General features: G+C 44.9%; 10 protein-coding genes. 5 read left to right on the top strand and 5 right to left on the bottom strand.

What is annotated here, in order from left to right; translation table 11 throughout:
* The 4 genes from drt3a to GVN16_RS25670 form a co-directional block, all read right to left on the bottom strand.
* Positions 1-933 (bottom strand): antiviral reverse transcriptase Drt3a (gene drt3a, locus GVN16_RS25655; RefSeq protein WP_166566840.1); only part of this gene is annotated, 933 nt, incomplete at its 3' end.
* A gap of 790 nt (positions 934-1,723) precedes the next feature.
* Complete coding sequence (locus tag GVN16_RS25660; RefSeq protein WP_166566841.1) at positions 1,724-2,404, bottom strand: hypothetical protein; 681 nt, start codon at positions 2,402-2,404, stop codon at positions 1,724-1,726.
* Positions 2,405-3,081: 677 nt separating this feature from the next.
* Positions 3,082-6,696 carry a M1 family aminopeptidase gene (locus GVN16_RS25665; RefSeq protein ID WP_166566842.1) on the bottom strand — a complete coding sequence of 1,205 codons (3,615 nt, stop codon included), beginning with the start codon at positions 6,694-6,696 and terminating at the stop codon, positions 3,082-3,084.
* A gap of 3 nt (positions 6,697-6,699) precedes the next feature.
* Positions 6,700-7,581, bottom strand: coding sequence for an ABC transporter ATP-binding protein (locus tag GVN16_RS25670; RefSeq protein ID WP_166566843.1), 882 nt, complete (start codon positions 7,579-7,581; stop codon positions 6,700-6,702).
* A 372-nt stretch (positions 7,582-7,953) separates the two neighbouring features.
* Here GVN16_RS25670 and GVN16_RS25675 point away from each other — a divergent pair, with 372 nt between their 5' ends.
* Positions 7,954-9,072, top strand: coding sequence for a sensor histidine kinase (locus GVN16_RS25675; RefSeq protein ID WP_166566844.1), 1,119 nt, complete (start codon positions 7,954-7,956; stop codon positions 9,070-9,072).
* Positions 9,073-9,161: 89 nt separating this feature from the next.
* Complete coding sequence (locus GVN16_RS25680; protein WP_166566845.1) at positions 9,162-9,857, top strand: LytTR family DNA-binding domain-containing protein; 696 nt, start codon at positions 9,162-9,164, stop codon at positions 9,855-9,857.
* 88 nt (positions 9,858-9,945) lie between these two features.
* On the opposite strand, the gene GVN16_RS25685 is transcribed toward GVN16_RS25680, so the two are convergent.
* On the bottom strand, positions 9,946-10,431 hold the full coding sequence (locus GVN16_RS25685) for a YdeI/OmpD-associated family protein (protein ID WP_166566846.1): 486 nt from the start codon (positions 10,429-10,431) through the stop codon (positions 9,946-9,948).
* Between the two features lie 297 nt (positions 10,432-10,728).
* Between GVN16_RS25685 and GVN16_RS25690 the strand changes: the two genes are divergently transcribed.
* From GVN16_RS25690 to GVN16_RS25700, 3 genes are all read left to right on the top strand, one after another.
* Positions 10,729-11,487 carry a GntR family transcriptional regulator gene (locus GVN16_RS25690; protein ID WP_229244372.1) on the top strand — a complete coding sequence of 253 codons (759 nt, stop codon included), beginning with the start codon at positions 10,729-10,731 and terminating at the stop codon, positions 11,485-11,487.
* A 197-nt stretch (positions 11,488-11,684) separates the two neighbouring features.
* Positions 11,685-14,783: a TonB-dependent receptor gene (locus GVN16_RS25695; RefSeq protein ID WP_166566847.1), complete on the top strand. Its 3,099-nt coding sequence runs from the start codon at positions 11,685-11,687 to the stop codon at positions 14,781-14,783.
* Positions 14,784-14,796: 13 nt separating this feature from the next.
* Positions 14,797-16,320: a RagB/SusD family nutrient uptake outer membrane protein gene (locus GVN16_RS25700; protein ID WP_166566848.1), complete on the top strand. Its 1,524-nt coding sequence runs from the start codon at positions 14,797-14,799 to the stop codon at positions 16,318-16,320.
* Positions 16,321-16,537 lie beyond the last annotated feature (217 nt).

A 16,537-nucleotide genomic window follows, 5' to 3' on the forward strand; every position in this document is an offset into this window, starting at 1 on the left:
ATCTAAATAGTATTTTTCTTCAATTTTGATATAATTTATGCCATTAAGTAAATTATATTCTTTCGTTTTTTTGTCATTAATAATGAAATCATCACCAGCCTTTTCTTTAATTATTTTTTTTATTGATTTCAGATACTCCTTATAGTATTCATTATTTTTACTTCGAGGTATAAAGACTGCAATTATATCGTCAACATAACGTGCATAAAAAACTAAATCTCTTAATTCTTTTATCTGATTATCTATTCTTCTCATGAATAACTCAGAAAGGTATGCACTTACTCCAATACCTCTTGGAACTCCTTTAGGCGATTCATCATTTGACTGATTGGTTAATACATTGTAGCTATCAAATATCTGATTAATGAAATCTTTTGATTTTACACTTAGTAAATGATCATCATTAATTTTGTTTAGAAGTTTCTTTTGCGGTATAGATTCGTAGAAATCCTTGATATCTGTTCGTATAACATATTTTGGAAATTTATCTTCTAAAATATTAACAAGGTTACTTAAAATAGCGTAACGGGAGGATTGCTTTACATCATAAGTCTTATTAATATTGTCTTGAATCTTTTTTGAAATGAAGAAATTTTCAACTTTCTCTTCAAAAATAAAGCATTGCTTACCATGAATACTACCAGAATTTAATAGAACTTTATGACTGTTTATTCGTTCTGTTTTAGCATCTAGTATTTCAAATACTTTTAGCTCCCTTAATTTTTTTAGTTCCCCTTTTCTCTTATAAAGAGCTTTCTTTTCATCCGAATCCGTAGTACGTAGAATGTCTTTCCTAGTGATCTTCAAATCGTTAATGACTCGAATTGATTCTAAAAAATCGCCGTTAAATTTTTTTTCCAGATTTTTCCCTTTTCGATTTTCACCATCGAATATTTCTTTAAAATTTTTTGTAGAAAAAGATTGATCGAGCATAAAATTCTATTATTTTTTTGTCACCAATCCGTATAAGACATGAAACTTTATCTCATTGTGAACTCCTGCACAAGACTATTTATAATTTGTGATGAACAACTAGTAAATCAGGGCTACAGACTATAATACAATACTAATAAAAAAATATAACTTATCAGATACAAATTTAATTTTTAAATAAGTACGTCAGACAACTTGGCTTGTAATAAATAAAAAGGCTAGTTTTTTATTTATTACAAGTTTCACTTTGTAGGCTAAGCAACATGAGCTATAACTCGTTAATAAATAAGCCAAATATATAATAGGTTTCGAAGGAATATTCAATTAGTTCTCAATGCTTTAATATTGCCCCACAAATTCCCATCTACCGTCCCCCAGAAACATCCGCCCCCACAAATCCATGCTTTTCCTTCAAAACTAGTTCAAAACAAGCTTAATAAAAGTCTCCTTCCTCGTGACACGGTGGGCTTGCCAGTACAAAGCCTTATATTCCTTAGCTAAATCAGAAGGATGTTTAGAAGATACTCCGATCATCAAAGGTTCATCTATCCCGATTTCTTTTGTGGAGCCATCTTTCTATTTTTTAACGCGTTGATCTTTCATGAAGACGGTGGCCACATGGTGGCAGTCTTTCAAATGGGTCGCTTTGACGTCTTTTTATGAAGGGGTATATAATCACCCGTAATCCCGCAGCGAAAGCATAATCGTATAGCTCTTACCATAATCTATATACATTGCAGAAGAGCTTCTAGGAGCAAACTAATTAAAACGCTGTTGTCTTATAAACCTACTATTTTTTTTGTATTTTTCTAATCTCTTCGACAGTTCCATCAATTAATCTTGGAACACTACCGTTTTCGATCTCCGCAAAATCCACCCGGTGTCCAATAAAGAGGTCGACCGCAATGCAGTAGTTGGGGTTGATATGGAAATTCTCTGAGTAATTTTTTGACAGATATCGATAAAGCATTTCTGTAAACATTCCCAGTTCATTTTTTTTTAGCCCACCTTTTTTGGCTATAAACCACACCCCACCTATTTCTTCAATATCCCCTTCTGAGAAGGAAAAAATATGGGATGGTTTTGCTTCTATCTGGAAATTCTTTATTCTAAGTATCTCTTGAGACTTTGGTCTTTTTAAAAACTTCAATTCGGCATTTGGTTTAAGATTTTCAATGTCGAAATCTTTATATTTTGTTATTATTTCGATGTTTTGTTGAAATTGATCTTTGATCCTTTTGATTTCCGAGATTTCGATCTTCTCTCGCAAAGCGTCAATTTTATTATCCAAAAGGGCAGAATTGCCAGATTTGAAACTATTATTAATTGAACTTAAACTGGTAATCCAATAATCACCTCCAGAGCTATCCTCTGACTTTTCCTTGTCTGTCAACAAGTTTCGAACGAAAGTAATTTTCGACGGATCACTTTTTCTGCGAAATTCAACTAGTTTTTTTATAGTTATTTTCATCTTATTAGATAGGAATTCTGATTTAGCCAGTCGTTAAATTACTGATTTTTCTAGTTCAGCCGCCGGTATGACCATAACACTAGCATTCTATAGCTCTTGGAAGAACTAAGTTCGAATTGGTCCTAAGGACCTAGATAAACTGTATTCGTTAACTATTAAGTTTATTTAGAGTCCCCAGGTGCGTGTTTATGCGGTCTTAAGTTCGGATGTTTTGGCTGTGTTTCTGGAGTAACTCGTCTTCGTTCGTCAGGAGTTCCGTCTTGCTTATTGGGTTTTGGGCCTGGTTTAATCGCTTGTATAGTATTCATTTTGTAAGAAATATTAATGTGATAAATTTGAGTTTTGCTAAAGCTGTAATGATTGCATAGCAATATTAGGGAGAAATACACATATAAACTAAAAACTCATAAAAATAATCTGATAAAAATATAACTTACCTCGCATTCAACCTTATTAAATAATATAAATACTATAACTATCTGTTTTCTAGGAAGTATTGTTCTGTATTCTGAATATCGAAAAATGAATAGAAAATAGAATCTTATTTCGTATTTCTAACGGTTCAAAATCCAAATAGGTTAGCAAAAGTCCGTAAAACCAAACCCCCAAACCCAAAAAATCTCTGGATTCAGGGGCTTTGACATTTGTAGATAAAAACAGCTTTCTATGGAATCGGCCTACTTCAACGCTGCCACGTTGTCATTTAAATCTGCATCCACTCGTGTTCCAAAAACATCCACCCCCACAAAACCAGGCTTCTCCTTCAAAATAAGCTTAATAAAGGTCTCCTTCTGCGTGACACGATGGGCCTGCAAATACATAGTCTTGTCGCCCTTGTGTAAGTTGGAAGTATGTTTAGGAAATACCCCAATCATCAAATCCTCATCAATGCCAATCTCTTTCACGGATCCATCCTTCTGTGTTTCAAGGCGTTGGGCTTTGAGGGTGAAGCTGACTTCGTAGCGGCCGTCTTTGAGTCGGGTGACTTTGGGGTCTTTGACGGAGAGGTCGTAAATGATCACTTTCTTAAACCAGTCGTTGATCAGGGCGTGTTGGGCGGGTGGGGTGACTTTGTACACTTCGTCGAGGAACTCCAGGGAAGTCAGGGTTTGACGGTACTGACCTCGGTGTCTGTCGGTGATGGTTTTGATGACGTTGTTCAGCTTTTCTTCGCCCATCAAATCACGGAGGGCCATCAGCGACATATATCCCTTACCATAATCTATATACCCCTGTCCGTCGACCAGGTAAACGGGTGGTTCCTGGCCTGCGGATTCTGAGCGGCCGGAGAAGTAAGTCCGGTTGGCAGTATTGGCGAGTTGCCACAGGCTGGCGGGGCCGTGGTGTTTCTCCATCACTACCGCTTCAGTATATTTGGCAAAGCCTTCGATCATCAGACTTGCCCCGGCGATGTTGCGGGGTTGTAGCGTATGTCCCCACCACTGATGGGCTACCTCATGGATGGTCCGCTTGGCCACCAGGTCAAAAGCCTCCGGATTCCGCTGGTCGGTGAGGTACAGTCGGTTCTCCACCATCGCGATGGTACCCGCATGGGCAAACCCACCGAAATTCCAGTGGGCAGGCACTTCGACGATCCTCAGGTGTCTGAAAGGGTACGCCCCAAACTGTGCTATGCAATAATCGAGGGTCTGCCGGGTGCTGGCCGCGATGTTTTCCACGTTAAAGTCATGCCCCGGATGATAATACTGCTCGATGCTGATGCCTTTGTACATTTCTTTTCTGACCGTATACTTTCCTGAGAAATAAGCGATGACCGGTAAGATCTTCTGAGAGGAGCGGTAGTTGAAATATGCTCTGTCGCCTTTGGTCCTGGTTTTGATGAGGTCGCCCGGGGCGATGGCCGTCTGACCGGCGGTGGTTGATACCACGGTCTCGAAATCTATGGTACCGCCTGTCGCTGTTTCGTCGGCCAGGTGTTCGTCTGTCGTTATCTCCTCTGGACTCACGGGCAGTTTTCTTTTTTCTCTTTCAAAACGGTCGCTGATCTCCAATCCGCTGCGATAGCCCAGGACTGGTTCAAAGACCCGATGACTCAGGTAGCTGCCGTTGCCGACCACCGATTCGCTGGTTTCGAAGCCCTTCATGGTTTTGTGAAGTGTGTAGCTGAATTTCACCTGCTGACCGGGCTGAACGGCTTGTTTGAATCTGAACAGGTAAACCCCGAGTTCAGGATCATGGCTGATCAGTTCGGAATTTCCGAGCTGCAGTTGGTCCAGGGTTTCTCTTTCGGTGATCAGCATTTCGGCTACAGGTAAGGTGCTGTTGTTGATCAGTACCAGGTCTGCCCGGATATCGAAGGCGTTTTTTTCTGGAAACAGGTCCACTTTGGTTTTCATCTGAAGCGGATACAGACGCTCCAACGAGTCATATTTTTTGTATTGCCGCTCATACTGCTCCAGCTGATTGAGCTGCTGAGCCGTGGTCATGTAAGTGCCTTCGATGTTGGTCCGGTAGTAAATCAGGGCGGCAGATGAAATAAAACCAAGAGTCAATAAAACCATGGCGGCCATTTGCCATTGAGGCAGACGGGTAAAGGCTCTTTTGAGTCTGAAAATGAAGCTGTGTACGGTGCCTCTCTCCCAAAGTCTGAAACTGAGCAACACAAAAAGCAGTCCCAGCGACATCCAGTAGGAGGCATAATGATGGAAGGCCCTGGTTTCGCCACTGTAACCCGCCATGTCAGAATAAGAAGGCTCAGGTAAACGACCGAGGCGTAGCATAGGATGTTCAATGCCCAACCTTGGAGTCAGGAAAGAACCGAACAAAAGGATTAGGAGCAGGGTAATGCCCATGCCCAGGTATTTGTTGGCCGCCAGGGTCTGTACAAACATCGCCAGAAGAATATAAAATAGGATGGATATGCCATGATAATAGAACACAGAGAGATAAAGACCCGGCTCAAAACGGAAGTAGCCGCCTGCCAGCTGAAAACCCAGGACACAGACAAGGCCTGATAAGATCAGGAAAAACGGCAGGAAAGCCAGGGCTGTGAATTTGGACGAAAACAAGACCAGGTTAGAAGCCGGGGTGGCGTCGCCGATGCCGTTGAAGCGGATGGTTCTTTCCCGGAACACGATCTCGCCACTGTAAAAAATGATCAGCATCAGGCTGAAAGGCCACAAAGAGGAAGTAAATTCCCTGATGAGGATATAGTTGGCGGGGTAAAGGCTGTCGTGGTAGTCTCCACCCTCATAGATTTTAGAATAGATTTCAGAAATGGTAATGACGAGCCAGAACAGCATGATTCCGATAAAGGGTAAGCCCTTGAAAACGCTGTTCAACTCTATTTTTAAAAGCGAAAAAAACGATTGCCATTGGGTATTTACTCCTGATTGAACAGGAACCGGACGATAGGATCGCAGCGAAATGGTATCCTGGTCGTTTTCATGGCCGTCGTTGAAACGTTTACGTCTCCAGAAGAAAAAAGGCGATTTTGACGGCGATTTAATCTTCTCATTCAGCTTCCGGAAAGAAAACAGGCCATAAGTAATCGCCAGCAGTCCGAAACCCAGTCCGATCCAGACCACGCGGTTCCAGAGGAAATAGCCCGATAAGGTCAGGGAATCTGAGTTTTTCTGAAAAGGGGTCCAATATTGTGTTTTTTCAAAAAAGGCGGACAGTCCGAAAGGGTCAGCGAGGGCGGCATAAACCAGGTTTTCGGGAGACACAGGTACGGCGTTGGCCAGCAGGGGGGAGTTCAGGAAAATGGCACAAACCCAGTACAAAACATAGATCAGAACAGCCCCGAGATAGGTGAGGGTCTGGTTTTTGCTCAGCATGCTCACCGCAAAAATAACACAAGTACAAATAAAGACATTGGGCAGCACCAGAAAGGCCCAGGCGATGAAATAAGGAGCCATGGTCAAAGGGGCCAGCCGCTCAGGATCCAGCGGGGCGAGGGTATGGGCCAGGGCAATCCCCAGTACAACAGGACTGAAAGCCAGCAGACTGAAGAGGAATACGCCCAGGAAACGGCTGATGAAGAACTGACTTTTGGAGATGGCGGTGCTGTAAATCAGGGCCTCGCTGCGGTACTGGCTGTCACGCAGCACCCCGCTGACGGTAAAAAACATGATCACAAAAACACAGCCGAGGGTAAATAGCCCGGCATTGTAAGCGACCTGGAAGGGCGAATTGAGGAGGATGCCTTCCCGGGCAAAGCCCTGTGCCCCGATCATGTACCCGAACGAGAGGAATAGCAAAGAAAAAAGGACAAAAGAACGCTGTCTGAGCTGGTAACTCACTTCAAATTTTAATAAGGATATCAACATGGCTCAGAGGGTTTTGGCGTGGGCACGGGTGGAAAAATAGACGTCTTCGAGGTCAGGCTGCACCAGCTCAAACCCGGTTTCAGGTCGTTCGTCAGACAGCACATGGATCTGGGTTTTGCCGGACACGAGTTTGGTGGAAATGACGCGGAAACGCTGGCGGTACTCAGGTAAAGCTTCTTTCGGGATGGCTTTGTTCCAGATCCTGTTTTCGAGCGAGCGGACCAGTTCCAGGGGATTGCCCCGGGCAATGAGTTGTCCTTCGGCCAGGATGCCCATGTCAGGACATAAATCATAGACGTCTTCGACAATGTGGGTGGAAAGGATGACGATGATGTTCTCGCCGATTTCGCTGAGGAGGTTCAGGAAGCGGTTGCGTTCTTCGGGATCAAGACCCGCAGTAGGTTCATCGACAATAATCAGCTGCGGGTTGCCGAGCAGGGCCTGGGCGATGCCGAACCGCTGCCGCATGCCACCCGAGAACGTATAAACCGCTTTTTTACGGTGTTCGTACAGGTTGGTCTGGCGGAGCAGGGAGGCCACATGTTCTTCTCTTTCTTTTTTATGGGAAATGCCCTTCAGGACCGCGATGTGGTCGAGTAGGCTTTGGGCGGATATTTTAGGATAAACACCGAACTCCTGGGGCAAATAACCCAACTGTCTGCGGATTACTTCAGGGGCGGCGATAATGTCTGTGCCGTTAAAATGGATGCTGCCTGAGGTAGGTTCCTGTAAAGTGGCGATGGTCCGCATCAGGGACGACTTGCCCGCCCCGTTGGAGCCCAGGAGGCCGAACATGCCGTTTTTGAGCGTAAGTGATACATTATGGAGGGCTTTTACCCCGTTGGGATAAGTTTTAGATAAGTTTTCGATTTTCAGAATGTTCATGCTTGTCAAATTTTAGGCTAACTTAGCAGGAGGCTTCGGGTCTGTATAATAAGAATGACAAGCCGGTTGGTTTTGAACATAAAAACCATGAAAACGGACATGAAACGTATTGGATATGAAAAATGATGGGTTGGTGCGGGTTTTTGGGGTGTTGGTCATTCTTAGTTGTATGGGGGTGTGGGGGGAGTAATTTTGGAGATTGAAGGGAGAAAGGAAAAGGGAGGACGGAGCTTTAAGCTATTAGCGGTTAGTCGTTCCGGAGAAGTGTTTTAAGCAGCAAGCTGCTTTTTGAGAGAGATATAAATCGAAGTAAAAGAATTGTGTCTTCGTGCCTTCGTGGCCCAGGACCGAAAATGATTTGATAAAACAACAATGATTAAGTTATTACAAAAATATAAGGCATTTTTGATCGGATTGGTGATTTTGCTGATCCTGAGAGAAATATTGGTTTACTATAAAATAATCCTCATTGACCCGAGCGAATACCTGGAGAATGTGCTGGGTTTTATCGTTTGGTGGGGGATTATTTCATTGCCCATTCACTATTTTGGGTATTTGAAAGAGCATAAGGTGTTCATTCTCCGGCTGGCTGGGCTGATGGCTTTCATGGTACTGGTGCTGGCCCTTGATTCTCAGATGAAGATTCCTGACAATCCCGTTTCGGTGTTTTCTTTGCTGGTGTTCTGGCTCGGGATTTTCTATCTCCTGATGAGGGAGTTTTTTATGAAATACCGCCGCTTTATCTTCGGGTTTTATGCAGCTACCTTCTGTTATTTCCTGTTGACGAGGATCTTCTACGGACAAGGTGACGTATATGAAAAACACAAGGAAATCTTCTTTGTCCTGTTCTTTGTGCCGATCCCAGTTCTGATACTGTTATGGATTTACGAACAATGGAAATGGCTGAAAAACCTGAAAGAAGAAAAAGCCAAAGCGGAGCTTTCGATGCTGAAGTCGCAGGTGAACCCTCATTTCTTTTTCAATACGCTGAACAATCTGTACTCGCTGACCGTCAGGCACTCTGACAAAGCCCCGGAGGTGATCCTGAAGCTGTCGGATATGATGCGGTACACCATTTATGAAGGCCAGAAAGACCGCGTGCTGCTCAGTGAAGAGATCGCTTACCTGGAAAATTACATATCCCTGCATAAAATCAGGCACCATAAAACCGTCGACATCGAATTTACACACGACACCGGCAGCGGGGTGATGGTGGCACCGTTGTTATTTATTATCTTGCTGGAGAATGCCTTCAAGCATGGCGTGGAAAAGCTGACGGAGAAGGCCTGGATAAAGATCAGCCTGACGGGGACTGAAAAGGAGATCAGTTTCACGATAGAAAATAATTTTGACCCCGCCGACCCCCCCGAACAATCTGGCATAGGCCTCGAAAACCTGAAACGCCGCCTGTCGCTCATCTACCCGGCCCGGCATGAGCTGAAGACGGAGGAGAGGGATGGGGTTTACAGGGTGGGTTTGAGGGTATTTTAAAAGGAATTTTGACTTAATGGTAAACCGAGACGAAAATCACCATTAGGGAGTTAAGGCCATTAAGATGGAGACGACCTAGACACTATATTATGATCACCTACATCATCATAGACGACGAGCCGCTGGCTCATGAGCTCATAGAGGAGTTTTGCAGCATGCTGCCGCATCTGCAGCTGAAAAAAAACTGCTATAACGCCCTGGAGGCCATGCAGTTTCTGAATCAGCAGACGGTAGACCTCATGTTCCTGGACCTCAACATGCCCAAGCTGAAAGGCTTCGATTTTCTGAGAACCCTGAGTCACCCGCCGAAGGTGATTGTGACGACGGCTTATAAGGAATTTGCCCTGGAAGGTTATGAACTCAACGTGGCGGATTATCTCCTGAAGCCTTTCAGCTTTGAAAGACTGGTGAAGGCCATCAACAAGGCCATCGGCACGCAGAAACCGGGTCAGCAAAGCGAGGTGAGGAAGGAGGAAAACCTGCGTTTCTTTGTGAAAGGGGACAAGAAATATCACCAGGTGGCCTCTGAGGATATCCTTTTTATAGAGGCTTACGGCAATTACACGAAGTTGTTCCTGGAGCAGGAGATGATCCTGAGTCATGAGAAGATATCCTATTACGAAGAACTGCTTCCGCCTGCTGCCTTTCTGAGGGTGCATAAATCGTTCATCGTGGCCCTCGGTAAAATTAAGTTGATAGAAGGCAACCAGATCATCATCAACCAGCACAAGATACCTGTCGGGCAGACTTACAAGAGCCTGGTGAGTAAATTGTATGGGGTTTAGAAGGAGAACGAAAAAGCCCGCCCGGCGTGACCGTCAGGTCCTTTAGATTTGTGAAGAAAAGAATGCAGAACGAAGAACGGAGTTTTTTTTAGATTTTCTGGTCGTACAGGGTTTTTCCTTTTTTGAGCTGGTCGAGCATTTTGAGGATGCGTTCGGCTTTGGTTTCTTCTTTTTTGGCGGAGTAAATCCAGTCGACAAAAGCTTTTCGTTCTGAATCGGTACATCTTTCAAAGTTTTTCAGGGCTTCCGGCTCTTCTTCGAGGCAGAACAGGAGTTCTTCCGGGACTTCGGTAGGGAGGTTGTCCCGGTACAAAATCACATGCACATGGTCACCCTCCTCTTTTTTGATTTTCTTCCTTATTTCGGCTTTTACAGGTAAAAACAACCTGCCGTCGCCGATCGGCATAAGGTGGTAAGCCTTGATTTCGAAGCCGTCAATGGTGCCTCTGACCCTCCGCCATCCGAAAGGAGCGGTTTTGTCTGCATTGATTTCATCAATGACCGCATAAGTCCAGCCACCTTTGCCTGGGAATTTTTTGAGTTGATATGTTTGATCGACGAGAGCCTTTTCCATGGTTCAAAAATAGGGAATTCTGATGAAAAGGAGAATGGCAGGAAGAAGGTTTATATGATGAGGTATTTTAAACATTTCATCTTTCCTTTATCCGGAGCCATAAGAACCTGCCCGGCCTTCGAACCGGAGATAAGGAAATATCCGCAGATTTATTTGTGTTTTTTTTACAAATAGACCAATATTGCAAGATTAAAACAGGATTTGGATACCTTTGAAAGCTTTTTATAACTTTTTCCTGAAAAAGTGTAAAAATAATTTGTCCGATATAAATATTTTTATTTACATTTGAATGTTCATATGTATAAACATACAGAAGAATTGATGGAGATATTCAGCGTTAATCACGAGAGCCCGCTGCCTTTGCATGTGCAGGTTGAAAATATTCTAAGGCACCTGATCAGCGAAAGTGAATATCAGAATGGTAAGCTTTTTCCCAACGAAGTGGACATTGCCAAAAGACTGGGGATATCAAGAAATACCGTCAGACAGGCCATCAACAAACTGGTATATGAACAGCTTTTAATCAGAAAGAAAGGTGTAGGAACGAAGGTGGCGAAAAACAACATCACCACCAAGTTGAATAAATGGTCGAGCTTTACCCTCGAAATGCATGAAAAAGGTGTGGCTTTTAAGAATTACACCATCAAAGCCGAGTGGGTACTGTCCGATCCGGAAGTTTCAGAACTTTTTGGTATCAGCCTGCATAGTAAAGTACTGAAACTCGAACGTTTGAGAGGCCTGGATGTCGGGCCGATTGTGCATTTTGTGTCTTATTTTCACCCGCGGGTGGGACTGACCGGTGAAGAGGATTTTTCGAAACCTCTTTACGAGATGTTGGAAAGAGACTACCATACGGTGGTGGCCATTTCGAAAGAAGAGATTTGTGCAACCATCGCCGATGAGGGACTGGCCGGAATCTTACACACCAAAGTCGGAGATCCGATTTTGCTTAGAAAGCGTAAAGTTTGCGATCCTGGTGACCGCCTGATAGAGTACAACTTAGGTTATTACAGAGCGGATCGTTTTACCTATGCTATTGACATAGCTAGGGGTTAATCATGTGATTTTTTTTAGTTGCTGGTAAGATTTAGTGAATTGAATCTGAAAAAAATAGTTGCATGAATTAGTATGTATGAACATTTGGACATATATTTATTTTTTTAACCAAACCTGAATTTTGAATGAGACCAACCAAAACACCCTCAAACTGTATGAAATCATCTGATTATCAATTTCTAACCCATTTATGATGTATGAAACAAAATGTACAAAAACCTGTTAACAGGTTCGGCGGCGGCATCAAAATGTTGTTGCTGAATTTACTATTGACCAGCAGCCTCTTTAGTTTTGCCGCGGCCGACAGGACCGTCAGGGGTAAAATTACAGATGCAGACAATGGCTCGGCCCTGCCGGGTGTCAACGTCCTTGTGAAGGGAACTACGCAAGGTACCAGTACCAATGCCGACGGAAATTTTGATATTTCGGTCAAAAACGATGCGGCGGTATTGGTCATCAGTTTTGTAGGCTATGAGACCCAGGAAATCACGGTGGGGAATCAGACCGACATTAAAATATCGCTTAAAGTGGACAGCCGCAGCATGGAAGAAGTTGTCGTGATCGGTTACGGTACTGTCCGTAAAAGTGACCTGACGGGTTCAGTAGGGGCCATCAAAGGAGATAAACTCCTTGACAGACAGGCTTCTAACGTGGCCCAGTCGCTTCAGGGAAGGATTCCGGGCGTAGACGTGATGATCAATTCATCAGCTCCGGGTTATCAGCCGAGGGTCAGGATCAGAGGGGTAGGTTCTATCAACTCAAGCCTTGAACCTTTGTATGTGGTTGACGGGATCGTCGGTGTCAGCAATCCCAATTTGCTGAATCCGAATGATATCGAGTCACTGGAAGTGTTGAAGGATGCTTCAGCGACAGCCATCTACGGGGCCAGGGGAGCCAACGGTGTCATCATCATCACCACCAAAAGAGGGAAATCAGGCAAAGCCCAGATTACCTACGATGCCTGGGGATCGTACATCACTCCGGCCAAGCGTCTGGGTCTTCTGACAGCAGATGAATTCATGAAAGTGTATAACCTGGCGTATGCCAATGCAGAAAAATATGATCCGCAGGGATGGGCCAGCGGAAAGTACATCAAAAACAACCCGGCCAACTTCCCTAACCTTTTTGATGCCAGTGGAAAACCCTTGTACAGCACCGACTGGGAAAGGGAGATCTACCGTCCGACTTCTGCTCAGAACCACGAACTGGGCATCAGGGGCGGAACAGACAAGAGCGTGTATAGTCTTTCGTTAGGGTATACCAACCAGGGTGGTCTGATGCGTAACTCTTCGTTTCAGCGTTATTCGGTTAAGCTGACCCTTGACAATGACGTCAGTAAATGGCTGAAAGTGGGTGGCAGCATGTTCATCAATAAATCCAATACCAACGAGATTGACGGAGGTTCAGGAGGATTGAACGTGCCACGCATGGTTATGGAAGCTATTCCTATTCTTCCGATCAAATATCCGGACGGAAGCTGGGGCCGTAACAAAGACTGGCCGGGCATGGAAGGGGGCGAAAACCCTGTCAGAATTACAGAAGAGCGTATGCAGACAAACCCTAAGACACAGATACTGGGGCAGTTGTACTCCAACATCAAGTTTACGCCGGAGTTGTCGTTGCGTACCAATTACAGCTACGAGATGAAATTTGAAAAGTACAATTTCTACTCAGGCCGTGACCTGAACGCTCTGTCGGCTGATCAGAAAGGGGTGGCAAGTATTTCTTCCAATACAGAGTTCTACTGGCAGTTTGAAAACTACCTGAATTATAACAAAACTTTCGGTGATCATACGGTATCGGCACTGGCCGGTCTGTCTTGGCAGGAAAGGTCTTGGGAGCAGTTCGGAGCGTCGGCACAGAACTTTATCGATGACTTCTGGGGATGGCACAACCTGGGTGTGGGAACCAGCTTGCAGAAGCCGTCATCCAGTGATCAGCAGTGGTCTCTCAACTCTTACTTTGGCCGCGTAAACTACAATTTCAAGGATAAATACCTGGTGACTTTCACCGGAAGATATGACGGTGCTTCGAAGTTCGGGGTAAACAACAAATATGCGTTTTTCCCTTCTGCAGCCGTGGCCTGGAACCTTGGTGAAGAAGAATTTATCAAGAATATTGCCGCGATCAACAACCTGAAACTGCGTCTGAGCTATGGTAAAACAGGTAACCAGGAGATCGGTCAGTATACTTCGCAGCAGTTCCTGGGTACAGGCGACGTGCTGCTGGGCGGTGCCCGTCAGACAGGTATCTGGAGGAATTCATTCGGTAATCCTGACTTGAGATGGGAATATACCAACCAGCTGGACTTAGGTCTTGACGTCGGATTCCTGAGAAACAGGATCGATCTTTCGGTTGATTTCTACCACAAAGTTACCAAAGATTTGTTGCTGAACGCACCGATTCCGTGGTCTACAGGTTTGAGTTCGATCACGCAGAACATTGGTTCTGTAGAGAACAAAGGGATTGAAATCAGCCTGAATACCAGGAACATAACCGGTAAAGTATTCAACTGGTCGACCAACTTCGCTTTCTCAGCCAACAAAAACAAAATATTGCAGCTGGGGATCAACAACGACGACATTTTCCCTGGCCCGAACTTCCTGGGACAGACCAACATCCTGCGTGTGGGACAAGCCATCGGTACGCTGTGGGGTTACAAACGTCTGGGTACTTTCGGTACGGATGAAGAAGAACTCGCCGCCAAATATAACCGATTGCCTGGTGACCTGAAATGGGCTGACCTTAACAATGACGGTAAGATTGACGGACAGGATGAAACGATCATCGGCCGTTCTTATCCGAAATGGAACCTGAACGTGGGCAACACTTTCCAGTACAAAAACTTCGATCTGACGTTTGACATCAGGCTGGTGATGGGTGTAAACACCGTGAATGCCACCAAGCACTCGGTAGAAGACCGCCAGGCGATTGCCAGCAGCTCAAGGACCGTATTGGGGGCCTGGACGCCAACGAATCAGAACAGTTTTATTGCGGAGATCCGTCACTACAACGCAGGACAGGATACGCACATGGATGACTGGTGGGTGGAAGACGGCTCGTTTGTCAGAGGCCAGAACGTGATGCTGGGTTACACTTTACCATCGAAGATCGCGAAGCTTAACTACCAGAGAGTGAGGCTGTATGCCAGTGCACAGAACTTCTTCCTGATCTCGAAATATTCAGGATATGATCCTGAGGCCCTGACTTACGGACAACAACTGGCGGCTAACATGGAATTCTTCCAGTATCCGCGTCCGCGTACCTTTAACCTTGGTCTTAATGTAACTTTTTAAGCATTCAAACATCATGAAGAAGAACATCATTTTTTATACTTTTTTGACAGCTGCTGTCGGACTGACTTCCTGCGAGGACTTTCTCGCAGAGAAACCGACCGGTTCACTGACGACCTCTTCGACGGTGTCGAGCCCTGAAATAGCCAGGTCGTTTGTGGACGGGGTTTATTCTACCATCACTACCTGGAACAACGGTGGCGGAGGCTGGGGCGGAAACAACGCCTCGCTGGTAGAATACATGACCGGAAAAGCGGACGGTAACGCCCAGAGCGAAGCCTACAAGTTCTACGACCAGGAGTACGATTCAAGAGCGTTTTACATTGATAACTGGTGGTCAGGCTTATACACAGGTATTGCAAGGGCCAACCTGGCCATTCAGAAAGTAGGGGAGATATCCTCGCTGCCTGAAGCTACACGTGCCAATATGGTGGCGGAGGCCAAGACCCTGAGAGCCCTTTATTATTTCCAGCTGGTGAGAATGTTCGGGGATATCCCGAAACTGACTACCCTGGTAACCTCTCTTGACCAGGTGCAGACGCCGCGTTCTCCTGCCAAGGAAATTTATGACGAGATCATTATCCCGGACCTGCTGGAAGCTGAGAAGTCGACACTGGCCTGGAGAGATGTGGCCGGAAGGGTGTCTAAAGGTCTGATTAAATCTTTGCTGGCTGACGTGTATCTTACTTATGCCGGTTTTCCGATTCAGGCCGGCAACCAGTTTTATGCAGAATCTGCCAAAAGATCGAAAGAAGTGATTGATAACGGTAGCTACTCTTTGTTTCCTGAGTACACCGATATGATCTTACCGGCCAACCGCAATCAGAAAGAATTCATCTTCCAGGTGCAGCACGAAAAGGACATCAGGCACAATGCCCTGACCCCCGTAACCCTGCCTACATTGAGGGGAGTAGCTTCATACTCAGATGAATATGGTGGATTGGTGCCGAGAAAAGAGTTTATCGAGAGCTATGAAAAAGGCGACAAACGTACGCAGGAAAAACAGTTTTTCTATACGTTTTATAAAGGTCACCCGTCTGATTATCCTGCCGGAGACCCGCGTCGCGACAGCCTGAACCTGGGAGGATATTATCTCTACAAATGGTTTGATAAGGCGGCGATTGATTCAGATGCCAAAGCGAACATTAACTATACGATCTACAGGTATGCTGAGGTACTGTTGCTTTATGCCGAAGCTTCGAATAAAGCAGAAAACGGACCTAATGCACAGGCACTTAAGGCCCTCAACGACATCAGAAGCAGGGCTAAGTTACCGGCTGTAACGGCTACCACGTCTGCGGCTTTTGAGCAGGCTGTCTGGGCTGAGCGTTACTTTGAGTTGTGTTTTGAAGGCAAGATGTTTTTTGATATGCTGCGTACCCGCAAAGTCAGAAACGACGTGACGAAGCAGTGGGATAATTTCGTGGGGCACAAAACAGTCTACGGAAAGACGTTCAGCGAGAAAAACCTGCTTTTCCCGATACCGAAACGTGAGATCGACAACAATAGAAATCTTAAGCAAAATCTTGGGTTTAATTGAGAGTAGAATCGTGAGTCAAACCGGCCGCCCCTCAAAAGGCGGTCCGGTTTCTCATTTCTTTATCAAGCCCATCATATCAGGGTAAGATCTGACGCCTCCGGTAAGGACTTAACGTCAACAAACATTATTTTCAAGTACTCCCGATATTAAAGCCACACGATAATATTTTTTTCATTATTTTATATGTTCATACATTTAAACATATTATCTTGCCATT

Origin of the sequence: Emticicia sp. CRIBPO, from assembly GCF_009905725.1 — a bacterium.
GTDB lineage: Bacteria > Bacteroidota > Bacteroidia > Cytophagales > Spirosomataceae > Leadbetterella.

Excerpts from the sequence above, each read along its gene's own strand:
- GVN16_RS25660 (WP_166566841.1), bottom strand. The coding sequence starts at position 2,404 with ATGAAAATAACTATAAAAAAACTAGTTGAATTTCGCAGAAAAAGTGAT.
- GVN16_RS25665 (WP_166566842.1), bottom strand. The coding sequence starts at position 6,696 with ATGTTGATATCCTTATTAAAATTTGAAGTGAGTTACCAGCTCAGACAG.
- GVN16_RS25670 (WP_166566843.1), bottom strand. The coding sequence starts at position 7,581 with ATGAACATTCTGAAAATCGAAAACTTATCTAAAACTTATCCCAACGGG.
- GVN16_RS25675 (WP_166566844.1), top strand. The coding sequence starts at position 7,954 with ATGATTAAGTTATTACAAAAATATAAGGCATTTTTGATCGGATTGGTG.
- GVN16_RS25680 (WP_166566845.1), top strand. The coding sequence starts at position 9,162 with ATGATCACCTACATCATCATAGACGACGAGCCGCTGGCTCATGAGCTC.
- GVN16_RS25685 (WP_166566846.1), bottom strand. The coding sequence starts at position 10,431 with ATGGAAAAGGCTCTCGTCGATCAAACATATCAACTCAAAAAATTCCCA.
- GVN16_RS25690 (WP_229244372.1), top strand. The coding sequence starts at position 10,729 with ATGTATAAACATACAGAAGAATTGATGGAGATATTCAGCGTTAATCAC.
- GVN16_RS25695 (WP_166566847.1), top strand. The coding sequence starts at position 11,685 with ATGAAACAAAATGTACAAAAACCTGTTAACAGGTTCGGCGGCGGCATC.
- GVN16_RS25700 (WP_166566848.1), top strand. The coding sequence starts at position 14,797 with ATGAAGAAGAACATCATTTTTTATACTTTTTTGACAGCTGCTGTCGGA.